This window comes from Vibrio sp. Y176 (assembly GCF_033438945.1).
Map to the genome: position 1 here is coordinate 1 of NZ_JAWOQS010000685.1, position 641 is coordinate 641.

The 641-nt window shown below is 42.3% G+C and carries 1 protein-coding gene; it reads right to left on the reverse strand.

The window, feature by feature from the left end; translation table 11 throughout:
• Positions 1-116: 116 nt before the first annotated feature.
• On the reverse strand, positions 117-626 hold the full coding sequence (locus R7O13_RS28065) for a hypothetical protein (protein ID WP_318305347.1): 510 nt from the start codon (positions 624-626) through the stop codon (positions 117-119).
• Positions 627-641: the final 15 nt, after the last annotated feature.

Consider the following 641-nt stretch of genomic DNA (forward strand, 5'->3'; position numbering starts at 1 on the left):
TAACGCTCTGTTAAGGTGTGAAGCACGCAATGACCAAGCTGCTGCATGGCACTTCAACACCAAAGTCAACGCATATCGAAAATGCTACGCGTGCTGAATCACTCTTAAACAGTTTGTTATGTTCGTAGCTTTTGTAGTCCTCGAACTGCCCGGTTAGTCGACTCTACCAAGTCAGTCCGCTTCAATTTATCTCGAATTGCCAGCGCTTCTATGAACTGTTGCTCAGCCAGTTCATAGTTGCCAAGCTCAACGTTCAATTTACCCAAATGCTGCAAACTAAAACTCAAAGAGAGCTCACAAGCAAAATCCTGGCTTTTTAGGAATTCTTTTTCAGCGCCAATCATGTCACCTGCATATTGCAGAGCTATACCTGAAGTATGGGTTGACCAGAACTTGTTCTTAACGCTAGACGTTGAAGTTTGCACTTTAGAAGCCAGCCAATAAGCCAACCTATATAGCCCGATGATTCGTAAACAATCGGCTATCAATATTAACTGCCACTCTAGCTTCTCTTTTCTGTTTGAAAGTTTGAATATGAGAGCCTTATATAGCTTTACAACAAGTTTATGGAAAACGCTAAAAGTTACCCTATCTCTTTGATACTCCACCACGTCCTCCAAGAACATAACGCCCTGTTAAGG